General features: G+C 52.3%; 14 protein-coding genes. 12 read left to right on the top strand and 2 right to left on the bottom strand.

The window, feature by feature from the left end; genetic code table 11:
- Position 1 precedes the first annotated feature (1 nt).
- Entirely contained in the window at positions 2–1,330 is a 1,329-nt protein-coding gene (locus tag LVQ77_RS02735) for an SrfA family protein (protein ID WP_232903594.1), read from the bottom strand.
- Between the two features lie 197 nt (positions 1,331–1,527).
- Here LVQ77_RS02735 and LVQ77_RS02730 point away from each other — a divergent pair, with 197 nt between their 5' ends.
- The 5 genes from LVQ77_RS02730 to LVQ77_RS02710 all read left to right on the top strand — a co-directional run bounded on the left by LVQ77_RS02730 (position 1,528) and on the right by LVQ77_RS02710 (position 5,702).
- Positions 1,528–2,241, top strand: a complete 714-nt coding sequence (locus tag LVQ77_RS02730) for a glutamine amidotransferase (protein WP_232903593.1) — start codon at positions 1,528–1,530, stop codon at positions 2,239–2,241.
- Positions 2,242–2,413: 172 nt separating this feature from the next.
- Positions 2,414–4,012 (top strand): ABC transporter substrate-binding protein, encoded by a 1,599-nt coding sequence (locus tag LVQ77_RS02725; RefSeq protein WP_232865845.1) that lies wholly within the window; start codon positions 2,414–2,416, stop codon positions 4,010–4,012.
- Positions 4,013–4,084: 72 nt separating this feature from the next.
- Positions 4,085–4,585 (top strand): GNAT family N-acetyltransferase, encoded by a 501-nt coding sequence (locus LVQ77_RS02720; RefSeq protein ID WP_232903592.1) that lies wholly within the window; start codon positions 4,085–4,087, stop codon positions 4,583–4,585.
- A 4-nt stretch (positions 4,586–4,589) separates the two neighbouring features.
- Positions 4,590–5,345: an alpha/beta fold hydrolase gene (locus LVQ77_RS02715; protein ID WP_232903591.1), complete on the top strand. Its 756-nt coding sequence runs from the start codon at positions 4,590–4,592 to the stop codon at positions 5,343–5,345.
- Positions 5,346–5,468: 123 nt separating this feature from the next.
- Positions 5,469–5,702 carry a DUF2526 family protein gene (locus tag LVQ77_RS02710; RefSeq protein WP_232903590.1) on the top strand — a complete coding sequence of 78 codons (234 nt, stop codon included), beginning with the start codon at positions 5,469–5,471 and terminating at the stop codon, positions 5,700–5,702.
- 68 nt (positions 5,703–5,770) lie between these two features.
- On the opposite strand, the gene dtpB is transcribed toward LVQ77_RS02710, so the two are convergent.
- Positions 5,771–7,249, bottom strand: coding sequence for a dipeptide/tripeptide permease DtpB (gene dtpB, locus LVQ77_RS02705; RefSeq protein ID WP_232865841.1), 1,479 nt, complete (start codon positions 7,247–7,249; stop codon positions 5,771–5,773).
- Positions 7,250–7,697: 448 nt separating this feature from the next.
- Here dtpB and atzF point away from each other — a divergent pair, with 448 nt between their 5' ends.
- The 7 genes from atzF to urtD are packed head-to-tail and all read left to right on the top strand — an operon-like array spanning position 7,698 to position 18,514.
- A complete protein-coding gene (gene atzF, locus LVQ77_RS02700) occupies positions 7,698–9,494 on the top strand; it encodes an allophanate hydrolase (protein ID WP_232903589.1) in 1,797 nt (598 codons plus the stop codon).
- A gap of 10 nt (positions 9,495–9,504) precedes the next feature.
- Positions 9,505–13,125 carry an urea carboxylase gene (gene uca / locus LVQ77_RS02695; protein ID WP_232903588.1) on the top strand — a complete coding sequence of 1,207 codons (3,621 nt, stop codon included), beginning with the start codon at positions 9,505–9,507 and terminating at the stop codon, positions 13,123–13,125.
- Complete coding sequence (locus LVQ77_RS02690) at positions 13,122–13,802, top strand: GntR family transcriptional regulator (protein ID WP_232903587.1); 681 nt, start codon at positions 13,122–13,124, stop codon at positions 13,800–13,802. Before uca ends, LVQ77_RS02690 begins: the two co-directional genes overlap by 4 nt.
- A gap of 21 nt (positions 13,803–13,823) precedes the next feature.
- Entirely contained in the window at positions 13,824–15,095 is a 1,272-nt protein-coding gene (gene urtA, locus LVQ77_RS02685) for an urea ABC transporter substrate-binding protein (protein WP_232903586.1), read from the top strand.
- Between the two features lie 58 nt (positions 15,096–15,153).
- Complete coding sequence (urtB, locus tag LVQ77_RS02680) at positions 15,154–16,644, top strand: urea ABC transporter permease subunit UrtB (RefSeq protein WP_232903585.1); 1,491 nt, start codon at positions 15,154–15,156, stop codon at positions 16,642–16,644.
- Positions 16,644–17,717 carry an urea ABC transporter permease subunit UrtC gene (gene urtC / locus LVQ77_RS02675; protein WP_232903584.1) on the top strand — a complete coding sequence of 358 codons (1,074 nt, stop codon included), beginning with the start codon at positions 16,644–16,646 and terminating at the stop codon, positions 17,715–17,717. The genes urtB and urtC overlap by 1 nt, the downstream gene beginning before the upstream one ends.
- Positions 17,717–18,514, top strand: a complete 798-nt coding sequence (gene urtD, locus LVQ77_RS02670) for an urea ABC transporter ATP-binding protein UrtD (protein WP_232903583.1) — start codon at positions 17,717–17,719, stop codon at positions 18,512–18,514. Before urtC ends, urtD begins: the two co-directional genes overlap by 1 nt.

Genomic DNA, 18,514 nt, shown 5'->3' with positions numbered 1-18,514 from the left:
ATTAATCACCCACTTTTTTAAATGTCACAGGAACCACGGTGTCCTCCTCGTAGCGCCCACTGCACTCGGCGACATCGTTCTCGCCAGGTTTGCAGGATATTTCCGGCAGCGGATAACGTGAGCCATCGCTACAACGCGCATTGCCACGGGTTTTGATCATCAACGTACCGGACTGCATCAGCCCTGAGAAAACTTCTGCTTTGCAGACAATATTGTCGCCATGCACCAGCCGCACATTGCCTTTGTTGTTGGCAATTTGATAACGCAGCGTAGGCGGTTTGCCGGTGATGGAATCTTTAACGTTGATGGCCACACGCCAGTTGCCGTTGAGGAATTTAGTCGAGCCAATTTTTAGCGAATCAGCCGGTAAAACTAGTGCGCCTTTAGGTATTTCAGCTGCCGGTGTTGTCGTTGTAACAGCAGCAGGTTCTGGTTCCGGCGCTGGTGGTTCAACGACCGCGGCTTGAGTGACAGGCAAAGTTGACACATGGGCCACCGGTGCTGCCTGAATGGCTGCTGGAGCGATGGTCTGAGGTTTAACTTCCGCTTGTTTCTGAGCTAAAGGTTCGGCATGGGGTGCCGATACCAGATAATAAGAAAGTGGAGCAGCGATGCAGGCGATAATGGCGGCTGCAACAGGTAGCAACCAACGCTTCGGCTTTTTCGTGACGGGAGTTTCACGCACGACTTCAGGCTCTGGCGCTGATACCAATGGCTCATCATTTTGAACTGCCACAGGTGTGAGTGCCGCCACGGAATAGAGTGGCTCATCGGGCTCGCTTAACACCACGACAGGTGGCGCAGCAGGCGGCGGTTCGGGCAGGAACTCAATAACCGGTTCGTGTTCTTCAGCAATGCGTAAGCAATCCAGTGGATCAGGACGGGCACTGCTATTAAGCGTCACAAAGCCCCAAAAAGTAATGACCGGTTTCCCGTCTACCAGATAAACATGCTGGCTACCCGGAAACTGCAATGTATTGGCGAGTAACGAGCCAAAAAGCTGGATGGACGTTTTTTCCGCCTGTTGGCAACGCTGAATCAGCGAGGCGATATTGGCCTGGCAGTTATCGAGATAGCGCAGGGCTTTTTTACGTTGCTCATCACTGGCAGCAGCCCAACTGACAACGCTGCCTTCAAAGGGGGCGTACCAGTCAACACGATCGCCTTCATCGTTTGGTTGAGGTATCGCAAGGCTGTCGACCACCGCTTGCTGTTTGCGTAAGCGTAATGTTTCGCGAATTTGTAGCGCTGAGTCGAAAACCGTTTGCCCGTTTTCGCCTAGCGAAAGGAAGTCATCTAAGCATCCGCTGCGCAATAATGTTTTTGCCACGTCATCAATCCTGCTGTTTTCAGCTCCGCTTGAGCCATTTTCACACTTTCCATTTTACGGATTTCCGGCACAGGCAAACGGCGGAAGAGATGACACTTTTTTCTAATTATCGGGCGATTGCACTTAAGTCTTTGGGGCGACCGCAGGTTTTGTGCTACTGATTAAAGTCATCCCAAAATCAAAAGGGCGTTCAATCAATGTCAGAAACACTACCTTTATTGCTGGTTCAAATGGGCCATCCTCCCACTGATATTCGCGCGGCTGTTGGCGAACAGCCTGACTGGTTTAAAGCCGCATTAGGTGATGTTGGCCCAATTAAAGTTGTTTGCCCGTTCGAAGGTGAGCCGCTGCCAGCGACGGGTACGTTTAGCGGTGCGGTGATTTCGGGTTCATGGGCGATGGTCACCGACCATGAAGAGTGGAGTGAGCGCACGGCCAACTGGTTGCGTGAGATTATCGGCGCGGGGGTTCCGGTATTAGGTGTCTGTTACGGGCACCAATTGATGGCATACGCGCTAGGCGGTGCGGTGGATTACCATCCGCAAGGCAGCGAAGTGGGGCAAATTGCCGTCAGCTTGAATGATGCAGCACTTCATGACCCGTTACTTGAAGGTTTGCCAACATCTTTTTATACGTTTTTAAGCCACGAGCAAAGCGTGCTCACGCTACCGTCATGTGCCGTGGTACTTGCAGCATCCAGTCACGATCCGCACCAAATTATCCGCTATTCATCGACTGCACTTTCGGTGCAATTCCACCCAGAATTTAGTACGCCAGTGATGAATAAAATCATTACCAGCCGTAGTGAAAGAGTGGCGATGAAAGGCAAAGACCGTGATGCGTTATTAGCCGCAGTGAGCGATACGCCTTTTTCGCGTGCGATCTTACAGAGGTTTGTTACGTCATTGTAAATGAATATGGTGGTGTATTGTGCTGCTGGTGGCGTAAAAATGCACGAATATCACTATTAATGAATAACCTGAGAGCCTTTTGTTATTTGTCAGAATTTAAGAGCTATGGTGTTATTGACGCTCAAAATTATAAGTTCACTTTTCATTTGGCAAGCATACAAAAGGCACAACTATGTCGACAGGGAAAACACTTCTCGCACTGTTGCTCAGCAGTTTCTTACCCGCAACGGCTGCTTTGGCTGCAGCGAATAACACGCTAGTTTATTGTTCAGAGGCCTCACCAGAATCCTTCAACCCACAAATTGCCAGCTCCGGCCCTACGTTTGTTGCCAGTTCGCAAACGCTCTATAACCGCCTGGTTGAATTTCGCCCAAGCGACAACTTACCGGTTCCGTCACTGGCGACCGAATGGAAAATCAGCCCGGATGGTAAAACGTATACTTTTACCCTGCGCAAAGGCGTGAAGTTCAATAGCAATAAAGAGTTTAAGCCGACCCGCGATTTCAATGCTGACGATGTCGTTTTCTCAGTCATGCGCCAGAAGGACCCGAAAAACCCGTACCACAATGTGTCGCAGGCGACTTACGAATACTTCAATGATGTCGGACTCGATAAGCTGATAACCGAAGTTAAAAAGCTTGATGATAATCACGTTCAGTTCACCCTGAGTGAACCTAACGCGGCATTCCTCGCAGACTGGGGGATGGATTTCGCTTCAATTCTTTCAGCAGAATATGCTGATGCGATGCTAAAAGCGGGCACGCCTGAAAAAGTAGATACTGCGCCAATCGGCACAGGGCCGTTTGCGTTGCAGGAATATAAAGTAGATTCGTTGATTCGCTATGTCGCGAACCCGAACTACTGGAATGGTGAAGTGCCGACTAAACATCTGATCTTCTCCATTACACCCAACGTCCAGACGCGTATGGCAAAATTGCAGAAGAACGAATGCCAGATTATCCCAGCCCCGGCTCCGGTGCAGTTTGACGCTATTAAAGCTGACAAAGATCTGACTTTACACACGGTAGATGGCCTGAACGTCGGTTATCTGGCGTTTAACACCACCAAAAAGCCATTTGATAACGTGCTGGTACGCCAGGCGTTGAACTACGCCGTGGATAAACAAGCTATTATCAATGCGGTATTTATGGGGTCAGGTACGATTGCGAAATCCCCAATCCCGCCAACAATGTTGGGTTTCAATAAAGATCTCTACGATCGCACCTACAATCCTGAAAAGGCCAAAGCACTGTTAAAACAAGCAGGGCTTGAGAAGGGCTTCGATACGGATTTGTGGTCAATGCCGGTGCAGCGTCCATATAACCCGAACTCACGTCGTATTGCCGAGATGATTCAGCATGACTGGGCAAAAGTGGGTGTGAACGCGAAAATCGTCACCTTTGAGTGGGGCGAATACCTTTCAGGCATGCGTAAGGGCGAACACTCCTCCGCACTGTTTGGCTGGATGAGCGATAACGGCGACCCGGATAACTTCGCAGATACGCTGCTTGGTTGCGGCAGTATCAAGAGCGGCTCTAACGCAGCACGTTGGTGCGACAAAGATTACGATGCGTTAACCCAAAAAGCGAAACTGACCAGCGACCCGGCTGCGCGCGCTAAACTCTATGAGCAGGCGCAAGAAGTGTTCTACCAACAAGCCCCGTGGATACCACTGGCTAACGGTAAAACTTTCTACGCAACACGCAGTAATGTGACAGGTTATAGCGTTAGCCTGAATGGCAGTGATTTCTCGAAAGCGAAATTGAATTAATCTCAACTGACGCTTCCTGCTTTGGGAGGCGTCATATTTTGGACTCGGCAAAAACACAAACAAGGATGAAAAATGGTTACGTTCAAACCTATGTTAAGCCATGATTTTCTGGCATTTGTTGATTACTTCGTTGTGGATTATGCAAGTGAGATAGCCAGTAGTTATCGACTGTCGGAAGCGGATGCTTTGTTACAGGCACGACGTGAGACAGAGGCAAGTTTCCCGGACGGTGAAAAGAGTGCCGGGCAGGTTGTGTTATGTATTACACAAACTCACTTGGGTGAAGAACAGCATATTGGCTATCTATGGTATAAGCCGGACTCAGAACTTAAATCTATTTACATCAACGACTTTTATCTCTTTCCCCAGTTTCGTGGCCAGGGGCTGGGTAGTGAGGCGATGAAATGTCTGGAAGAGCAGCTAATTCAGCAAGGTTATAACCAGATCAAACTTCGCGTAGCTGCTGATAACCGCAGAGCCAGACAGGTCTATGAAACTAACGGTTTTGCTGTCACCGGCATCAATATGAACAAAATATTGGGTGTTTATTCCCATCCTGCTTCTGAAGATTAATGGTATGGAATCATTTTTCTCCTCTATAGCAAACTGCCGCGTTCGCTGGCTGGATCTGCCCGGAACAGGAACGCCATTGGTGTTTGTTCACGGTCTTGGATGTGCTGCCTCTTATGAATACCCTCGAGTGGTTGCCGATAAAAACTTTTCCGGCAGAAGAGCGATTCTTATCGACCTTCCGGGTTACGGCTACAGCGAGAAACCTAAAGATTTCAGTTATTCCATTGCCGAGCAGGCTGCAGTCGTTGCCGAACTGATTTCCCATCTCAATCTGAAAAAGTTCTTTCTCTATGGCCACAGTATGGGAGGCAGTATCTGTATTGAGGCTTCTCAACAATTAACTGAAGGTCAGTGCGCATTGATTGTTTCTGAACCCAACTTCCACCCAGGAGGCGGATTTTTCAGCAAACAAATATGCAGCTACACAGAAGATAATTATGTCGCTTGCATCCATGCGTCTTTGGTTGCAGAAGAAAAGGGCCCCTGGGCAGGAAGTTTATCGGTTGCCGCACCCTGGGCTGTTTGGCGAGGGGCCGATAGCCTGATAACCGGGAATAACTGGTTTGAAATGTTCGCTCATCTGAAGATACCCAAAAACCTAATATTCGGTGAAAGCTCCCTGCCCGATAGCGATTTCACTAAAGTTCAAACCCTGAAAATCACGACTACAGTACTACCAGACTGCGGGCATTCAATGTCGTGGGAAAATCCGGCTGCGTTGTCCCATGCTCTGGACGCGTTCTGCAAAATGCATGAGTGAGCGGGCAGGACGGTGATGCTTACCCTTGTAAAAATTGCTTCCGAGTCATAGCGATAGAGATAAATTTATTGATTCCTCACCTGAAAAGGTTAGGGTGTCGGTACAAAAATAGAGGAGATTGTTATGGCGCACCTTGAAGACGTAATTGCCCGCGTAGATGTAGCACTCGCTGAGAATGTTATTGAACATATGAACGAATTGCTGATTGAGTTGAGCGATGATGCAGAATTAAGTCGCGAAGATCGTTATGCGCAGCAACAGCGCTTGCGTATCGCCATTGCGCAGAAAGGCCATCACCATAAAGCGGAGTCTGAAGAGCGCCGCGAAGCCTTAACGAAAGGCGGCACCATTATTTAAGTTTCAGAAAGTGTTATCACAAACCGCCTTCGTTGAAGGCGGCGTGATAAGAAACAAAGACGAAGAAGTTAAGCGGTTTTCACTTCCGGTTGCATATTCATCATACGGTTTAGCCACGGCACCATTGCGGCCATAATCAGCGCGATAACAAAGGTCGTGATGCCAATTTTGCTGAACACACCAGTATAAATCGGCAGCGTTTGCAGCGGATCGTTAAGGGATTCTGGCACTGCCGTGAAGGTGGCAACGTAGCCGCCAAGCAGGAAGGCCGCGGCCTGGGTCAGGAACCACATCCCGAGAATAAAGCCCATCATAGTTTGCGGCACCAGCGCTGCGACCATTGCTAAACCTAACGCGCTTATCATCAGTTCACCCAAACTCTGGAACAAATACACCAGCACGATAAACCAGGGTGAGGTCAGCCCTTGCGCGTCAGCAAACCACATACCAGCGGCGGCGGCAGTTAAAAAGCCTAACGAACACAGGAACATGCCGAGAGTGAATTTGGCAGGCATCGTCAGATCTTTGCCTTTGGCACCAAAACGGGTATACAGCGAAGCCAGAATAGGGCTGGCGACCACCACCCAGAATGGGTTCAGCGCCTGAAAACTGACGGGGTTGATAGTAAAACCGAGAATATCATGGCGCACGTTATTGATAGCAAAGAAGTTCAGCGATGTCGGCATCTGGGCATACAGAATGTAAAACAGTACCGCTTCAATCATCAGCACAAAAGCGACGTACATGCGGTTGCGATCGCTTTTGTTTTGCTTCGCGGCCTCACGGAAGAAGAGGAAAATCACGATAATGGACAGCACAATTAACACAATATTGGCCACTTTTACGTTATGCATCAGCCAGGCACAAACGTAAATCATCAGCACAGTTCCCGCTAAAACCAGCAGTAAGTTTTTGTAGCTCATCGGTTTGCTATCGGGTTCCGAGCCGATGTCGCGCACCATGCCACGGCAGCAGAAATAAACCAGCAATGCGAAGACTAAGCCAATGCCGCACAGGTTGTAGGTAACGGCGTAGCCATATTTGTTGGCAATGACGGGAGCAAGAGACAAAGACAACAAAGAACCGATGTTGATAGACATGTAAAAGAGGGTGAATGCGCCGTCCAGACGGGGATCTTTTGGCGGATAACATTTCGAAAGCAGACTGGCCGGGTTGGCTTTAAATAGCCCGTTGCCCACCGCAATGGTGCCCAGGGCAATAAAGATCATATCAGGATTATGCAGCGACAAACCGGTCATAAAGTAGCCCAGCGCCAGTACCACGGCACCAAGAACCATCGTGCGTTTTGTTCCTAATAAATGATCGCCAACGTAACCACCGATTGAGATCAGCCCGTAAACCAGAGCGGCAAAGGCACCAAAGGTAACAAAGGCCTGTTCCTGTGAAAAACCGAGCTCTTTAACGAAGAAAACGGCCAGAATACCTTGCACGCCGTAGTATCCAAAACGCTCCCATAACTCAACAAAAAAAATCATAAAAAACGGTTTAGGTTGCTGCAATAAACCGGTAGAGGCGGGCTTATTCATGTTCGTTTGCCTTTAGACATTTTAAGGAAGTATAAGCAGCTATTGGCGCTATACCTAAGTTCGATCTGTGATGGAATCGTATTCTATTTGCGCATCCGAATTCGGTGTTAATGCCGTATTTAAGACAATACTTAGGGTATTGTATGGTTAATTTGCTTTCCTGGTGGTTGATCACACTATCAAATCATGAACATGACATTTTTTATGTGCACCGCGGTTATCCACTCTACAAAACGACCGATTTATTAATAAACATAAGAAAATAATATGACATGGTTTATTTGCACCTTTCTGGATAAATAACTTAACCATTCGCTCTATAAGAGTGCGAAAAATGAATGATGCGTTGTTAGGTATATTTAAATCTCTTGATTATCAGCGCCGTAAATACCTGGCACGCTAAATGCTTTATTCATCTCATCTTGTATACCAGATGGGATTCCAGTTTATGTCAGTAGCGACTTTGTCTGAATGGGTAGCCAGTTACCGCCAGCATCCGCAACAACTTGTAGCGGCATATCAGCAATTAGATGCAGATTTATCCCGTGATGATAACGCCTGGATATATATTGCGACGCATGACGAAATCTATGCGCAATTAACCACGGTTTTTCAGGCGATTAATTCTGGTGAAAAACAAGCGACCGATTTTCCTTTATTAGGCGTTCCTTTTGCGGCGAAAGATAATATTGATGTCGCCGGAATGCCCACCAGCGCTGCATGTCCTGCTTTTACCTACACACCAGAAAAAGATGCGACGGTAATCGCACACCTGAAAGCGGCTGGTGCAATTGTGGTAGGTAAAACTAACCTCGACCAGTTCGCGACCGGGTTAGTCGGCACACGTTCACCGTTTGGTGCGGTGAAAAATACCTTTAACCCGGAATATGTCAGCGGTGGTTCGAGTTCGGGCTCGGCGTCTGTGGTTGCACGCGGCCTGGTGTGTTTCTCGCTGGGAACCGACACCGCAGGCTCCGGGCGCGTCCCGGCTGGTTTTAACAATATCGTCGGCCTGAAACCGACCAAAGGCTGGATTTCTACCGCAGGCGTGGTGCCCGCGTGTCGCCTGAATGACTGTGTTTCGGTGTTCGCGTTAACCGTTGAAGATGCACAAACCGTTGCCGCTGTTGCTGGTGGCTACGATCCACAAGATCCGTACTCTCGAAACAACCCGCAAACTGCTCCGGCACGCTTTAGTGAAAAACTCCGTTTTGCCATTCCCGACCGTCTTGAATTTTTCGGCGACACCTTAAGCGAAAACGCATTCGCCAAAACCCTGGCGCGTCTGCAACAGCAAGGTGCGGAACTGGTGCCGATTGATTTTAACGTCTTTAACCAGTTAGCCGAGCAGCTGTATTACGGCGCATGGGTGGCTGAGCGCACCGTTGCGGTTGGCGAGATTTTTAAAAGCATGCCTGAAGCCATGGACCCAACCGTGCGCGGCATTGTGGCAAATGGTCTGAATTACACGGCCTGCGATGCCTGGCAGGCGGAATACACCCGTGCTGAGCTGGCGCAGAAAATTAACGCACAGCTCAGCGAGTTTGACGCGCTGGTGGTGCCAACGTCTCCGACCATTCATACCCTCGCTGAAATGGCGCAGGAACCGGTGCGCTACAACTCTCAGTTTGGGACTTATACCAACTTCACTAACCTGGCTGACCTTTGTGCTTTGGCACTGCCGGGTGATTTCCGCGCAGATGGAATCCCTGCCGGGATAACGCTTATCGCACCCGCATGGCATGACCAGGCGTTGAGTCACTTCGGGAAAAGCTGGCAGCAGGCGCTGAATTTGCCATTGGGCGCGACCGATAAAACGCTGCCTGCGAGTAATGCCGAAAAACCATCAGCCAATCACGTTCGCGTTGCTGTGGTGGGCGCACATCTGCGCGGAATGCCGCTTAACCACCAGCTCACCACGCGTAATGCGGTGTTTATCGAAGAATCGCACACCGCTGCCAATTACCGCCTCTACGCGCTTGCCAACACTCAGCCGCCGAAACCGGGCCTTGCACGTAGTTCCGAAGGGCAGCCGATTGCCGTGGAGCTTTGGGATATCCCGCTGGCGCGCTTTGGTGAGTTTGTGGCGGAAATCCCGGCCCCTCTGGGGATTGGCACATTGGCGCTTGAAGATGGTCGCAACGTGAAAGGGTTTATCTGCGAACCTGCAGCACTCTCTGATGCCACGGATATCACCGCGTGGGGCGGCTGGAAAGCCTGGCTTGCCCGCCACCATAGCGCTTAAGGAGACGACAATGTTTAGCTCTGTGTTGATAGCTAACCGCGGTGAAATTGCCGTTCGGGCAATTAAAACGCTTAAAAAAATGGGTATCGGCAGCGTTGCTGTTTACTCCGACCCTGATGCTAACGCGCAGCATGTAATTGATGCCGATGTGGCGATTGCGCTGGGTGGCGAAAAAGCAGCGGACAGTTACCTCGATATTGAGAAGATCGTTGCCGCTGCTAAAGCGAGCGGTGCGCAGGCGATATTCCCTGGCTACGGATTTTTGTCGGAACGCGCGGAGTTTGCCCAGGCCTGTGCTGATAACGGGCTGGTGTTCATCGGCCCAACCGCCGAACAAATTCGTGACTTTGGCCTGAAACACCGTGCGCGTGAACTGGCCTTTAAAGCTGACGTACCGATGACGCCCGGAACGGGCTTGTTGCTGACCCTGAAAGAGGCACAACTTGCGGCGGCTGAAATTGGCTACCCGGTGATGCTGAAAACCACCGCAGGCGGCGGGGGGATTGGGCTGACGCGCTGTGAAGATGACGCGAGCCTGGTTGAAGCCTGGTCGAGCGTAAAACGCATGGGTCAGCAGTTTTTCAGCGACGATGGCGTATTTATTGAGCGTTTTGTTGACCGCGCACGTCACCTGGAAGTACAGATTTTTGGCGATGGTAAAGGCAAAGTCGTGGCACTCGGTGAGCGTGATTGCTCATTGCAACGCCGTAACCAGAAAGTGGTGGAAGAAACCCCCGCGCCAAATTTACCGCAGGCGACCCGAGAAGCTATTCATGCAGCAGCAGTGGCTCTGGGGGAATCGGTGAATTACCGCAGCGCAGGCACCGTGGAATTTATCTATGACGCCGCCCTCGATGCGTTCTATTTCCTCGAAGTGAATACCCGCTTGCAGGTCGAGCATCCGGTCACCGAAATGGTCACCGGGCTGGATCTTATCGAATGCATGATTCACGTCGCCGCAGGCGTCACGCTTGACTGGCAACGCATGGCGCAGCCGCCAAAAGGGGCCGCCATTGAAGTACGTATTTACGCCGAAGATGCGCTGAAAAACTTCCAGCCAAGTCCGGGCGTGCTGACTGATGTTTTCTTCCCGGAAGATGTGCGCGTTGATGGTTGGGTAAGTACCGGCAGCGAAGTCAGCGCGTTCTACGATCCGATGATCGCTAAAGTGATCGTTTACGGCGACGATCGTCAGCAGGCGTTAAGTAAACTGAACACGGCTTTAGCCGCTACACGTTTGCACGGTATTGCGACCAATCTCGATTACCTGCGTCAAATTGTCCAAATGGCGGAATTTAAAGCCGGGGTGATGTGGACGCGTCTGCTGGATGATGTGGTTTATCAGGCTCATGCCATTGAAGTGCTGGAGCCCGGCACCTGGAGCAGCGTGCAGGATAGCCCTGGGCGTCTTGGTTACTGGGATATCGGTGTGCCACCATCCGGGCCAATGGACGATTTTGCGTTCCGTCTCGCAAACCGCATTGTGGGGAATCATCCGTCTGCCGCAGGGCTCGAATTTACGCTACAGGGGCCGACGCTCCGCTTTCATAGCGCGGCGACCATCGCATTAACCGGTGCTGATTGCCCGGCAACGCTGGATGATGAAGCGATCCCATACTGGCAACCGGTGATTGTCAAAGCGGGGCAGACGCTGAAACTCGGGCGGGCGACTTCCGGTTGCCGAACTTATCTGGCGGTACGCAATGGTTTCGACGTGCCTGTTTATCTCGGTAGCCGTTCGACCTTTGCCCTTGGGCAATTCGGCGGCCACGCCGGACGTACTTTGCGCGTGGCAGATGTGCTGGCGATTTCCCAACCGTGTTTACCTGCGTGCACCACACCGGCACCAATTTCACTGCCACAAACCCCGGAACCGGCAGTTATCCCGCAATACAGCGATGTGTGGGAAATCGGAGTGTTATACGGGCCGCATGGTGCACCTGATTTCTTCACCCCTGAATCCATGCAAACTTTCTTTGAAAGCGAGTGGCAGGTTCACTACAACTCGAACCGCCTTGGCGTGCGTTTAGTCGGCCCTAAACCTCAATGGACGCGGGCTGACGGTGGCGAAGCGGGGCTGCATCCTTCCAACGTTCATGATTGTGAATACGCGATTGGCGCGGTGAACTTTACCGGTGACTTCCCGGTGATCCTGACGCGTGATGGCCCAAGCCTGGGCGGGTTTGTCTGCCCGGTTACCATCGCGAAAGCGGAACTATGGAAAGTCGGGCAGGTGAAGCCTGGTGACCGAATTCGCTTCCACGCGATTACCTTTGAACATGCGCAGTCGTTGGAAATAGCCCAGGACGTGGCGGTCACCAATTTGCTGCATGTGCTAACGCTGCCGGATTTGCACCCGTCGATTACACCGACTACTACCTCAAGTGCGGCGATTCTCGCAGAACTGGATGCGCAGAGTGATTTACCCGCCGTGGTTTATCGCCAGGCGGGTGACAACTACGTGCTTATCGAATACGGCGACAACGTGCTGGATCTGGCGCTGCGCCTGCGTATTTATCTGCTGATGAAAGCCATCAAGCAGGCCAGTGTTTCCGGTATTGAAGAGCTTTCGCCGGGCGTGCGTTCGCTGCAAGTGCGTTATGACAGCCAGCATATTTCCCAGTCGCAATTACTGACGCTGTTATTAAGCCTGGAAAAACAGCTGGGCGATGTCACGAAACTTAAGATCCCGTCGCGCATTGTGCACCTGCCGATGGCCTTTGAAGACAGCGCCACGCTCGCCGCTGTTGAGCGTTACAAAGAAACCGTGCGTGCCGATGCACCGTGGCTGCCCAATAACGTCGATTTCATTCAGCGCACCAATGGGCTGGCGCACCGCGACGAAGTGAAAAAAATCCTCTTTGATGCCAGCTACCTGATTCTCGGCCTTGGGGATGTGTACCTGGGTGCACCGTGCGCGGTGCCGCTCGACCCACGCCACCGCCTGCTTAGCTCGAAATACAACCCGGCCCGCACCTGGACTGCCGAAGGCACCGTGGGTATCGGTGGCATGTATATGTGCATCTACGGCATGGATTCACCGGGTGGATACCAGTTGGTTGGGCGCACGTTGCCTATCTGGAACAAATTCCTCAAGAACGAACAGTTTGGCGACGAACCATGGCTGCTGAAGTTCTTCGACCAGGTGCGTTTCTATCCGGTCAGCGAAGACGAACTGACTGAATTTCGCACCGCCTTCCGTGAAGGACGTGCCCAGGTGCGTGTTGAAGAGGTCGAGTTTGATTTTGCCGCTTACACCACCTTCCTTGCCGACAACGCCGACGACATTGCTGATTTCCGCTCACGCCAACAGCAAGCGTTTGTCAGTGAAGTCGCGCACTGGAAGGAGCAGGAAAGTGGCGCCGTCGAGAGCGCAATGTCAGTGGCACAAGAGGTGGTTGAAGACCAGCCAGGTCAGCTGGTGAGCGCGGATCTCAACGGCAATATCTGGAAGATCCTTGTGGAACCAGGACAAGTTGTTAAGCAGGGCGAGCCGCTGATAGTGGTGGAAGCCATGAAGATGGAGTTGATGGTGAGCGCACCTTGCGATGGCACCGTTATTCGTATCAGTTGCCAGCAGGGTCGCCAGGTAGGGCCCGGTGATGCGTTGCTGTGGCTGGATGCGGTGTGAATAAGAAACCCGAAGGCATCGCCGAGCGTATCTACCGCTTATTGAAACAGGAAATCTTCGATTTCCAGCTTCTGCCAGGGGATCGCTTTAGCGAAAACGACATTGCGGTGCGTATGGCGGCGAGCCGTACGCCGGTGCGCCAGGCATTGTATGCGCTGGAACAAGAAGGCTATGTCGAAGTGCAGCCGCGTAGTGGTTGGCAAATTAAAACGGTGGATTTCGACCATCTGGAGTCGCTCTACGATCTGCGCATTGTGCTGGAGCTCGAAGCCGTAAAACGGCTGTGTATGTTGCCCGCAGAGGTGCGACCGCTGCCGCTCCAGGCATTAAAGCAGTTCTGGATTGATGCGCCGCAACTGGCCGATGGCGCTGAAGTTGCCAGCCACGACGAGGTGTTCCATATGACGCTGGTTGAGGCCACAGGAAACCCGGAAATGGCGCGGGTACATCGCGAAATCACCGAAAAAATTCGTATTGTGCGGCGGCTGGATTTCACCAAGCGACCGCGCGTAAGTGCCACATATCTCGAGCATGGACAGATTTTGCTCGCCATTTTGAACCGTCAACTTCAGGAGGCGCAGACCCGCTTACACGACCATATAGCCGCAAGTCAGAAAGAGGTCCGTCAAATTACTCTCCATATGCTTCATCAGGCGAAGCATGGGGTTATTCGTTAATACACTTTGGGAGTGAAGACTATGCACCGTCGTACATTTGTTAAAGCTTTTGCGCTTTCTGCGTCCGTTATCAGCATGGGTCTGGCGTTTAGCGCTCAGGCCGCCGACACCATCAAAGTAGGCATCATGCATTCACTTTCCGGCACGATGGCGATTTCTGAAACTCCGCTCAAAGATGTGGCACTGATGACCATCGCGGACATCAACGCCAAAGGCGGCGTGCTGGGGAAACAACTCGAACCGGTGGTGGTTGATCCGGCCTCCAACTGGCCGCTGTTCGCTGAAAAAGCCCGCCAGTTACTGAGCCAGGACAAAGCGGCGGTGGTGTTTGGCTGTTGGACTTCGGTATCGCGCAAATCGGTGCTGCCCGTGTTTGAAGAGCTGAACGGGCTGCTGTTCTACCCTGTGCAGTATGAAGGTGAAGAGATGTCGCCAAACGTGTTCTATACCGGTGCGGCACCTAACCAGCAGGCAATTCCAGCGGTGGAATACCTGATGAGCGAGGATGGCGGGGCGGCGAAACGCTACTTCCTGTTGGGCACCGATTACGTTTATCCGCGCACCACCAACAAGATTCTGCGCGCGTTCCTGCATTCCAAAGGCGTGCAGGATAAAGACATCGAAGAAGTTTATACCCCGTTTGGCTATAGCGATTACCAGACCATTGTTTCCAACATTAAGAAATTCTCCGCAGGCGGCAAAACCGCGGTTATCTCCACCATTAACGGCGACTCCAACGTACCGTTTTACAAAGAACTCGCCAACCAGGGCCTGAAAGCCACCGATGTGCCGGTAGTGGCGTTCTCGGTCGGTGAGGAAGAGTTGCGCGGTATCGACACCAAACCGTTGGTCGGCAACCTGGCGGCGTGGAACTACTTCGAATCCGTGGATAACCCAACCAACAAGGCGTTTGTCGCCGAATGGAAGGCCTACGCCAAAGCCCATAAATTGCCGAACGCCGACACGGTAGTGACCAACGACCCGATGGAAGCGACATATGTCGGCATTCATATGTGGGCGCAGGCGGTGGAGAAAGCCGGAACCACAGATGTCGACAAAGTACGCGCGGCGATGGCGGGGCAAACCTACAAAGCGCCATCTGGTTTTACGCTCACTATGGACGCCACCAACCATCATCTGCATAAGCCGGTGATGATTGGCGAAATTGAAGGTAACGGCCAGTTCAACGTGGTGTGGCAGACCGATGCACCGGTACGCGCCCAGCCGTGGAGCCCGTTCATTGCAGGCAACGACAAGAAGTCTGAAGAGCCTGTGAAAATGGCGAGCAACTAGCTAGTTCTCTCCCTCTCCCTTCAAGGAGAGGGAACCGATCGAGTTCAAGGAGACGCCCATGAAATATGTACGCTGGCTGTTAATCATGGCCTGGCTGCTGCCGTGCTTCGCCCGCGCCGGAGATGCCGAAGATTTTGCCGCAGCGAACCGCACGCAACAGGCGAAACTGCTGCAAAACTGGGCGGCGGCACCGGACGCTAAACGTTTGCCGTTACTCACCGCTTTAGCGCAAGAAAACCTGGTGGTGGGCGATAAAAAAGTCCGCCTGACTAATCGGTTACGCGTTCTTGTAGGCAGTGCGCTTGCCAGCCATCAATTGGTGAGTGACAACGTCACTCAACGTTTGCAGGCAGCGAAAGTTTTACAACGCGAGGCGCAACCAGACCAGCTTCCCTTGCTGGAACAGCGGCTCAAGATCGAGACTGACGACAATGTTCGCACCGCTCTTGAAGGCGCGATTGCCCAACTTCAGCTTGCAAGCACTGATGCCAAAGTACGTCTGAACGCTGTGGAGTTGCTGAGCCATTCTGCCGATCCCGATACGCAAGCATTGCTCAAACCGCTGACTGACGCACAGACCGAACCTGATGCGCAGGTTCGCAAAGCCGCCAGCGAAGGCCTGCAAAAAATTCAGCATCGTTTAATGCTCGGCGACATTCTCGGCCAGGCGTTTATGGGGATTTCGTTAGGTTCTATTTTGCTGTTGGCCGCACTCGGGCTTGCGATTACCTACGGTTTGCTGGGCGTGATTAATATGGCGCACGGCGAAATGCTGATGTTGGGAGCTTACTCCGCATGGCTGGTGCAAAGCGTCTTTCAGCACTACGCCCCGGCATGGCTGACGTTTTACCCGATTGTCGCGTTGCCCGTCGCGTTTGCGATTACTGCCGGAATCGGTATGGCGCTGGAACGCACGGTGATTCGCCATTTGTACGGTCGCCCACTGGAAACACTATTGGCGACATGGGGCATCAGCCTGATGCTGATTCAGATTGTGCGCATGGTGTTTGGTGCGCAAAACATGGAAGTCGCCAACCCTTCGTGGTTGTCTGGTGGCGTACAAGTGCTGCCGAACCTGATTTTGCCGTGGAATCGCCTGGTGGTGATCGGTTTTGTGATGCTGGTTTTGCTGTTTACCTGGCTGCTGCTGAACAAAACTCGTCTTGGTATGAATGTGCGAGCCGTGACCCAAAACCGTGCTATGGCCGCCTGCTGCGGCGTGCCAACCGGACGTGTAGATATGCTGGCGTTTGGCCTCGGCTCAGGCATTGCAGGTCTTGGCGGCGTAGCGCTGTCGCAGCTTGGCAATGTCGGCCCGGAACTGGGACAAGGCTACATTATCGACTCCTTCCTGGTGGTGGTGCTCGGCGGTGTGGGCCAACTGGCGGGAACCGTGGCTGCGGCATTCGGGCTGGGTATCTTCAATAAAATACTGGAACCGCAAATTGGCGCGGTGCTGGGCAAAATCCTCATCCTTGTGCTGATTATTCTGTTTATTCAAAAACGCCCGCAAGGCCTGTTCGCCCTGAAAGGGAGGGTTATTGACTGATGAGCCAACCGCTGACGTTAACACTCACCCGCAAAGCGCCGCGCATCTCAATGGTGTTGGGGGCGCTGATTGTGGTGCTGATGCTGACATTGCCGTTTCTGACGCTGTTGCCAGCCAGCCATCCACTGAGTCTTTCAACTTACACGCTGACCCTTGTCGGTAAAATCCTCTGTTATGCCACCGTTGCGGTTGCACTGGATTTGGTATGGGGCTATGCCGGACTGTTGTCTCTTGGGCACGGCATTTTCTTTGCCCTTGGCGGCTACGCGATGGGAATGTATCTGATGCGCCAGGCAGCAGGCGACGGGCTACCCGCGTTTATGTCGTTCCTTTCCTGGGAGCAACTGCCGTGGTTCTGGTGGGGCACTCAGCATTTTGCCTGGGCGTTGGCACTGATTGTGCTGGTGCCGGGGCTGCTCGCGTTGGTGTTTGGTTTTTTTGCCTTCCGCTCAAAAATCAAAGGCGTCTATTTCTCGATTATGACCCAGGCGCTGACCTACGCCGGAATGCTGTTGTTCTTTCGTAATGAAACCGGCTTTGGCGGCAATAACGGCTTCACCGGTTTTACCACTATTTTAGGTATACCGATTACCGCCACGGGCACGCGCATCGGGTTGTTTATCGCCACGGCACTGTTGTTGCTGGCAAGTCTGGGAATAGGTTTTGCGCTTGCGCGCAGCAAGTTTGGGCGGGTATTAACGGCAGTGCGCGATGCGGAAAACCGCCTGGTGTTCTGCGGCTACGATCCGAAAGGTTTCAAACTGCTGGTATGGACGTTATCTGCGGTACTTTGCGGGCTGGCGGGGGCGTTGTATGTGCCACAGGTTGGCATCATCAACCCTGGTGAAATGTCGCCAACCAACTCTATCGAAGCGGCTATCTGGGTGGCACTCGGCGGGCGCGGGACGTTGATCGGCCCGATCCTCGGTGCGGGTTTAGTCAATGGCGCAAAAAGCTATTTCACCATGGCGGTGCCGGAATACTGGCAACTGTTCCTGGGGCTGATTTTTATCGTCGTTACCCTGTTTTTACCGCGCGGCATAATTGGCTTGCTGCGTAAGGGAGAAAAATAATGCAACCAGGTGAACCGCTGTTTACTCGGCAGTACGAGGCTGACCGATTCCGCGATCAAACCGATCCGGTGCTGATGCTGGAAAACATTAATGTCAGTTTTGACGGCTTCAAAGCGCTGACGGATTTGTCGCTCAATATTGGCGTTGGCGAATTACGTTGTGTGATAGGCCCGAATGGTGCCGGTAAAACGACATTGATGGATGTGATTACCGGGAAAACCAAACCGCAAAGCGGGCGGGCTTTTTACGACCAATCGGCCGATTTGCTGCATTTAGAACCGGCGGATATCGCTCAACGCGGCATTGGCCGCAAATTCCAGAAGCCGACGGTGTTTGAAGCGCTGACGGTGTTTGAAAACCTTGAGATTGCGCAGAAAACCGATAAGTCGGTGTGGGCGAGCCTGCGGGCGAAACTCAACTCTGAACAGCGGGATCGCATCGACGAAATGCTGGCGACTTTGCGCCTTGGGGCGGAACGCCATCGCAAAGCCGGGCTGCTTTCCCACGGGCAAAAACAGTTTCTCGAAATCGGCATGCTACTGGTGCAGGAACCGCATTTGCTGCTGCTTGATGAACCCGCAGCAGGCATGACGGATGCCGAAACCGAGTATACCGCCGAGCTGTTTCGCGGGCTGGCGGGTAAGCATTCGTTGATGGTGGTGGAACATGACATGGGCTTTGTGGAAACCATTGCCGATCACGTTACGGTATTGCATCAGGGCCAGGTGCTGGCGGAAGGTTCGCTACGTGAAGTGCAGGCCAACGAGCAGGTGATTGAAGTGTATTTGGGGAGATGA

Origin of the sequence: Buttiauxella cochleicola (genome assembly GCF_021282435.1) — a bacterium.
GTDB lineage: Bacteria > Pseudomonadota > Gammaproteobacteria > Enterobacterales > Enterobacteriaceae > Buttiauxella > Buttiauxella massiliensis.
The sequence above is the reverse complement of the archived record's forward strand: the minus strand, read 5'-3'. Positions and strand labels throughout refer to the sequence as shown.

Excerpts from the sequence above, each read along its gene's own strand:
- LVQ77_RS02730 (WP_232903593.1), top strand. The coding sequence starts at position 1,528 with ATGTCAGAAACACTACCTTTATTGCTGGTTCAAATGGGCCATCCTCCC.
- LVQ77_RS02725 (WP_232865845.1), top strand. The coding sequence starts at position 2,414 with ATGTCGACAGGGAAAACACTTCTCGCACTGTTGCTCAGCAGTTTCTTA.
- LVQ77_RS02720 (WP_232903592.1), top strand. The coding sequence starts at position 4,085 with ATGGTTACGTTCAAACCTATGTTAAGCCATGATTTTCTGGCATTTGTT.
- LVQ77_RS02715 (WP_232903591.1), top strand. The coding sequence starts at position 4,590 with ATGGAATCATTTTTCTCCTCTATAGCAAACTGCCGCGTTCGCTGGCTG.
- LVQ77_RS02710 (WP_232903590.1), top strand. The coding sequence starts at position 5,469 with ATGGCGCACCTTGAAGACGTAATTGCCCGCGTAGATGTAGCACTCGCT.
- dtpB (WP_232865841.1), bottom strand. The coding sequence starts at position 7,249 with ATGAATAAGCCCGCCTCTACCGGTTTATTGCAGCAACCTAAACCGTTT.
- atzF (WP_232903589.1), top strand. The coding sequence starts at position 7,698 with ATGTCAGTAGCGACTTTGTCTGAATGGGTAGCCAGTTACCGCCAGCAT.
- uca (WP_232903588.1), top strand. The coding sequence starts at position 9,505 with ATGTTTAGCTCTGTGTTGATAGCTAACCGCGGTGAAATTGCCGTTCGG.
- urtA (WP_232903586.1), top strand. The coding sequence starts at position 13,824 with ATGCACCGTCGTACATTTGTTAAAGCTTTTGCGCTTTCTGCGTCCGTT.
- urtB (WP_232903585.1), top strand. The coding sequence starts at position 15,154 with ATGAAATATGTACGCTGGCTGTTAATCATGGCCTGGCTGCTGCCGTGC.
- urtC (WP_232903584.1), top strand. The coding sequence starts at position 16,644 with ATGAGCCAACCGCTGACGTTAACACTCACCCGCAAAGCGCCGCGCATC.
- urtD (WP_232903583.1), top strand. The coding sequence starts at position 17,717 with ATGCAACCAGGTGAACCGCTGTTTACTCGGCAGTACGAGGCTGACCGA.